This is a genomic window from Bacillus sp. HNG (genome assembly GCF_003400205.1).
Taxonomy (GTDB): domain Bacteria; phylum Bacillota; class Bacilli; order Bacillales; family Bacillaceae_L; genus Ferdinandcohnia.
Map to the genome: position 1 here is coordinate 62,623 of NZ_QUQV01000016.1, position 6,176 is coordinate 68,798.

Annotated in this window: 4 protein-coding genes; 2 read left to right on the forward strand and 2 right to left on the reverse strand. The window is 33.2% G+C overall.

Annotated elements, in window-relative coordinates:
• The first annotated feature begins 93 nt into the window (after positions 1 to 93).
• The gene (locus tag DZB84_RS20785) at positions 94 to 939 is read left to right on the forward strand and encodes an AraC family transcriptional regulator (RefSeq protein WP_010731423.1); all 846 of its coding nucleotides are present in this window, start codon (positions 94 to 96) and stop codon (positions 937 to 939) included.
• Between the two features lie 216 nt (positions 940 to 1,155).
• Here DZB84_RS20785 and DZB84_RS20795 read toward each other — a convergent pair whose 3' ends face one another.
• Both DZB84_RS20795 and DZB84_RS20800 read right to left on the reverse strand, forming a co-directional pair.
• Positions 1,156 to 1,401 carry a helix-turn-helix domain-containing protein gene (locus DZB84_RS20795; RefSeq protein WP_142759856.1) on the reverse strand — a complete coding sequence of 82 codons (246 nt, stop codon included), beginning with the start codon at positions 1,399 to 1,401 and terminating at the stop codon, positions 1,156 to 1,158.
• A 187-nt stretch (positions 1,402 to 1,588) separates the two neighbouring features.
• Positions 1,589 to 3,418 carry a hypothetical protein gene (locus DZB84_RS20800; RefSeq protein ID WP_116354217.1) on the reverse strand — a complete coding sequence of 610 codons (1,830 nt, stop codon included), beginning with the start codon at positions 3,416 to 3,418 and terminating at the stop codon, positions 1,589 to 1,591.
• Between the two features lie 975 nt (positions 3,419 to 4,393).
• Here DZB84_RS20800 and DZB84_RS20805 point away from each other — a divergent pair.
• A complete protein-coding gene (locus tag DZB84_RS20805; RefSeq protein ID WP_116354218.1) occupies positions 4,394 to 5,917 on the forward strand; it encodes a primase C-terminal domain-containing protein in 1,524 nt (507 codons plus the stop codon).
• Positions 5,918 to 6,176: the final 259 nt, after the last annotated feature.

Consider the following 6,176-nt stretch of genomic DNA (forward strand, 5'->3'; position numbering starts at 1 on the left):
GGTTTATTTTTTGATACCAACATTTTTAGGCATGAAATGTCGGCAATTATTATCTATTTTGTTTTAAAGTAAATATTGAAAGGGAGTAAACTTATGGATTGGCTAGAAAGAATGAACAATGCGTTAAACTACATTGAAAATAGCTTGAATGAAGAAATAGACTACAAAGAGATTGCAAAAGCAGCTAATTGTTCTGAGTTTCATTTTTCAAGAATGTTCTCTTCAATCTCAGGTATATCGCTATCAGAATATATTAGACGTAGACGGTTAACACTCGCAGCATTTGAAATTCAAAAAAGTGATATTCGGATCATTGATGTGGCAATTAAATATGGTTATGTTTCTTCTGATACTTTCTCACGTGCTTTTCAAAAAATGCATGGAGTAACCCCTTCCAATGCTCGTAATAGAGGGGTACAGTTAAAAGCCTTTCCCAGAATTTCCTTTCAAATTTCTATTAAAGGAGATACCGAGATGGAGTACAGAATTGAAAACCTTGATTTTGAATTAAGAATTGTTGGAAAAAGTAAGCCAGTAAAAACAAGCAGAGCATTTAAAACAATCCCTACGCTTTGGAACACTGCGAAAAAAGATGGATTTATGCAAGAACTAGTAGATATGTCATGGGAAAATCCAAAATGCACGCTTGAAAGCCTTCTGGGGGTTTGCGGAAAAGAAGCTGCCATAACAGATGAACAATTTTCCTATTTCATGGGCGTAAGATACGATGGGGAATCCCCAGAAAATATGGAGACGCTTATTATTCCCGCAAGTACATGGGCAGTTTTTCCGAACATAGTGGATGCATGGAAACGTTTATATTCCGAGTGGGTCCCTACCTCCGAGTATGAACTTGCAAATTTACCGTGTATAGAATGTTATTACGGTCCGAAGCATAAACCAAGACACGAACTCTGGGTCCCTGTTATCCCGAAGTAAATTACATATTCAGTAATAGAATGCTGTTTATGGAGTAACGAAAAAAGAGCCTAATTTCTCAATTTAGGTGATGGGAAATCAGGCTTTTTATATTGGAAATTCCTTATCGTTGTAAATCCGCATTTTCCTGACGCTACCCCTACTGGTACTAACAGAACAGTTAGGGGCTCCGCCGACAAATGCGGAATATTGGCGGAACCCCTTCTAAATTTGAATTCATTTTTTAAAATACACATTATGTAACCAATTTAGCATTTTTTCATCATTATTTTTATTGTGATGTTTAATTTCCCCACGTAAATAACGTGACAATGTAGTATGAGCTACTCCGATTTCTTTTGAGGCCGCACGAATGCTAATACCCAGGTTATCAATCGTAACTCTCAATATATCCGGTGATAAGCCACCCAGACTTTGATTTTCGTTTCCCATATTTATTTTTTGGAAAAGAACCTCGTTCATAAATATACCCCCAATTATCTTAGTAAAAACAAAAATCCCCTTAATGAACACACTCCTCCTGCAGGTAAGTGCATACATTAAGGGGATTTCCCTCTAAAATTTATATTTTATTCAATTTTAACATAATGAAAAAAACATTCAATAAGGATTTTTGTTTATATTAATAAATTTTAAATAAACGGTATATCTACTTTATAAAATTGTTTGACATTTCGATTAGCCAATTTAGCATCTTTTCATCATTATTCTTATTTTGACGTTTATTCTCTCCACGTATAAAACGTGATAATGTGGTATGGGCAATCCCAATTTCTTTAGCTGCTTGGCGAATACTCTTCCCCAAGTTATCAATTGTTTCTTTCATAGCCTCTGGAGTTAGAGAAATGTTTTTAGACTCACCGAAATCAAAGGTTTGTTGTATAGTTTCGCTAGCTAAATGATGTGGTTCTTTTACCGACTTAGCCTCTATAGTTGCCGCAACCTCATGAATCGAAAAATAAGAACCTGATTGTTCCTCTATATCAAGTAAATCTTGCTGATCTACTTGATACATTCGCTCAATTATTCTGTTATCAACGTTGGTTGGAGAATTTATTAATGTGTTCTTTTGGTTTTCTTTGACGACAATTTCAGGCGGTAAGATTATAACATTTAACTTGGTCCAATATTCCTTAAACCACCCTTTTTTTCCAACAAGACTTTCATTTACTTCTACGTTGTAACTCCAGTGTTTAATTACTCCATCCTTTTGTAGTTCATCAAGGGTATTTTCGAATTTGTCCCTTATTTGTAAACCGTTTAACCTCGAAGGTAAATCCATTGCCTTTAATATTGTGGATATTTTAAATGGTTGTTTTAATGTTCTTTTAATGGTTCTAATCTTCCACTGAAGATTTAAATACCTAGTTAAACGTTTATGTTCCCTTTGTGTATAATGGCTATATTGAAACACTTTTAAATCCAGGAGTCCGAGTGAACGGTTCGGTCCTACTAGATAGGGTGTAAGCACAGCAGTGGGCTTTATTTGTACTGCATATATTCCTTTTGCCTCTCCGCTCTTTTTGTCGTATGCAACACGTACCTGCCCTAATTCAAACATTCTTTGAAAATCTTTAAATTTGTAAAGTTCGTTATCATCGATATTTTGTGTATTTACTATTTTTACTTTTCGATCACCCAAAGAGATCCAGATGCTAGATAAAGCAGCCACTCTTCTCATAATATTAAAGCGGTCCTCTTCACGGTAATCATGTTCTCTCCCCTTTGAAGTCCGTTTTTTTAGGTTCCTAATTTGTAATGCGTCATTGCTATGAAACTCTATATAACCATCTGGATTTTTTGGAGATACCATCCAAAGATATGTGATTAAATCAAAAAGATCGGCAGTAAGTTCATCTAATGAATTTATCGTTGATTCTATCAATTCAAGCCATACTTCATTTTGTTCTGATGTAAGTTGAGCAGTTTGAGATTCATAAGGTCTAAGTTCAGCAAATCCACGTACTTTACCTCTATTGTCAATTATTTCAGTTGTCAGATAACCAGCATCCCCTTCTTTAAAATCTTTTTTCTTCGTTACAATATCCCTCATTAAATGGAACTCATAATCCATGCTTGAATAAATATAGTCAAGATTTAAAGTTTCATTAATTTTATCTTCGTTAAAGCTTCGTTTTATTTCGTCGTCCGGAAACTCATTGATAAACTGCCCTGCTAAAATCACCTTAATTGTTTCTTTGTATACTTCAACTGCATCTTTTATCATTTTCTTGGTAATGTATTGATCATAGTATAATGTTTGAGTAAATAAGGAAATTAGCGATCTGAAACTTGGACCTATTGTTTTATCGGGAAACTGTTTCAGTCGCTCTTCTGGTGATACATTATATGCTTCCCTCTTCCATTTTTCTATAATATATGGTCTATCTTCGAATAGTTTCTTTGTTTCTTCGAAGATAACAATTTTTAAGACTTCGTAATTCAGAATTTGGTGATCTTGTATGTTTTCATACTTCATCGGCAGAACCCTCTCTATACCCCATTAAAAACACTCTATCTTTTATAAATGCACCATTGTATTTTATTATAACAAGTTTAATAGTGGTATTGGGGACAAAATGCACCACCTATTTGTTAATTATTATTTAAAATGCACCACCTTTTTGTTGAAAATAGAAAAGTTTGTGGTGTATCAATTGATTTTATAGTGCATTAGCTTATTGTTTGCATCGATTAAAATGCACCATTTTAACACTCACCGATATAAAATCTTTCGTTAAAAGCCTGAAAATACTTAGTACACTTCATTGGAACATTATTACCTAAAGTGCGCGGAACCTGTCTAGTATTTTGTTTAAAATGCACCAAAATTGGATTGACCAACTTGATGCTAAGAAATGTTACATAGTATTAATAGTTATAAAAATTCGCGCGGAACTCGTGTAGTATTTGGAACATAAAACGCACCATTTTTAAAAAAATGAGCGGAACTTATGTAGTATTTAAAACTGTAAATTAAAGCGTTAAATTAACCTTTTCATAGAGCTATATCAAAAAATAAATAATAATAATTTATTTTGGAACGAAAAATGCGCGGAACTTGTGTATAACGAAGTGTTGCACTTTTTATTTACCTACGCGGAACTTGTCTAGTAAAAAAAGAAGAAATTTATTATTTTGGTCAACATTTATGGCGTGTAGCGTCAAAATTATCATTCTTAAATTTCGGCAGTTTTTTAAGGAAATGGTGCAAAATATGCGCGGAACTCGTATAAGAAAATAATTCGAAAGATTATCCAAAACCCTTGATTTGTAAGCGCTCAAGGGTTTTTTATTTTGTGGTGCATTTCTCTTAGAGAGAAGGAAATTGCAAAAATCGTTTTAGTTATACTTATTTCAGCAAAATCTTCCAATAATTTTGCTAATAGAATACTAGTTTCTACAATTTTATTCTTTTAAGTAAAAAAGATGAAATGAGGGAGGTGTAGTAGAAATGGAACAAGCAATTAAGAGGACTTTAAAAGGTCTATATTCACCTATTGATATCATGCAAATTATGACACATGACAGTCTTTATCTATATAAGAGAAAAGGCTCAAATGCACCATTTGATAAAATTGCAGCATATGAAAAGGTTGTAAATAATAGTTTGTACTCAAAAGGTGCTATCTTTGTGGCAAAGTCCAAAGAAGATCTGTTACAAGCCAAAGGGATGGTAATCACTTCCTATGAAGGATTGGAGCAAAACTATAAAAATTTGACCCATTGGACACCTAATACCTTTAGAGGTGGTACATATTACGACTTTACTAAAAGAGTTATTAAAGGGCATCGTCGTGAAAATTTAAAGCAAATAAATGTTCTAGGTTTTGATATTGACTCTAAGAACGTTGATTTATACGGACTTTATTTGTGGTGCGAAAAAGTTGGCTTACCTCGCCCTAATTTACTATTGAAAACGCCTCGAGGCTTCCAATTATTCTTTGTTCTTTCTACACCTTTCTTTATACATAAACAAAAAGAATATAAAGCTTTGCGTGTTGCAGAAAGACTTTTTGAAAATGTTCGGCACGCGTTAAGTAAATTTGCTCCTATTGATAAAGGATGTATTCCATTTGGATTTTATCGTATCCCTAAAGAAAATAATATTTTAGATTTCTATGATGAACCAGCTGATACTTCTTTGTTGCTGACCTGGTCCAAAAAATATGAGAATCAAGAAAAGCAAAATAATATAAAAGTTCTATTTAAAAAAGATAAAGTATTAGATCAAACCTCTCAAGCTTGGTATAAAAGTCTTTTACTTTCAACCCATATTTTTAAAGGACATCATAGTGCTAGTCGCAATAATGTACTACTAACTTTAGCACTTGCTAACTATGCTAGTGGTACACCCTTTGATGATGCGTATGATGAACTTGATCAATTTAATACGAATTTGGATAATCCTCTTTCGAAAAATGAGTTCGATCGCACAATTAAAAGTGCATATTCAGGAAAATACAAAGGCCCAAAAAGAACTTATGTGGAATCAATGCTCGAACTATGGACAGATGGAAAAGCAAAATTTAATGTAAATAATGGTTGGTATAAATTCAAAAAACCACGGGAAGAGAGAGAACGTTCTCATTATGATGAATGGGAGGAAGACATTCTATTATATCTAAATCAACATACTACTCCTGAAACATCATTCCTGGAGGGTTCTTTAAATGTGCTTGCAGCAACTTTTGGTATGGCTGTTTCAACACTTAAAGAAGTATTAAAGCGCTCGAATAAAATTATAAAGCAGACAATCGGCAAAGGGCGTGGTGCAGTCACGAAAGTTGCTAGTCGAGCTATGCTTTTTAAAAGATTACTATTTTTAAAAACAAAAAAAAGAACCAATAGCAGTTTACAATTAAGTTTATTTACGAATTTAGTCCCAAAAGTCGTGTCCCCTAACCAAGTTGCAATTAACAATTTTAATATCTCAATAGAGAGGTCGTACTTAACAGGGGCATCCCCTCCTGTTTAATAAGCCAGTCTGCCAATACATATCTATAGTATTGCTTTGTTGTTTACGCTATTTATATTTGTTCACGTTAATGTTAATGTTAGTACGACTGATCTATTAATGTTAATGATACTGTTAATGCTAACGTTAATGTTAATGTTAGTACGACTGATCTATTAATGTTAATGATACTGTTAATGCTAACGTTAATGTTAATGTTAGTACGACTGATCTATTAATGTTAATGATACTGTTAATGCTAACGTTAATGTTAATGTTA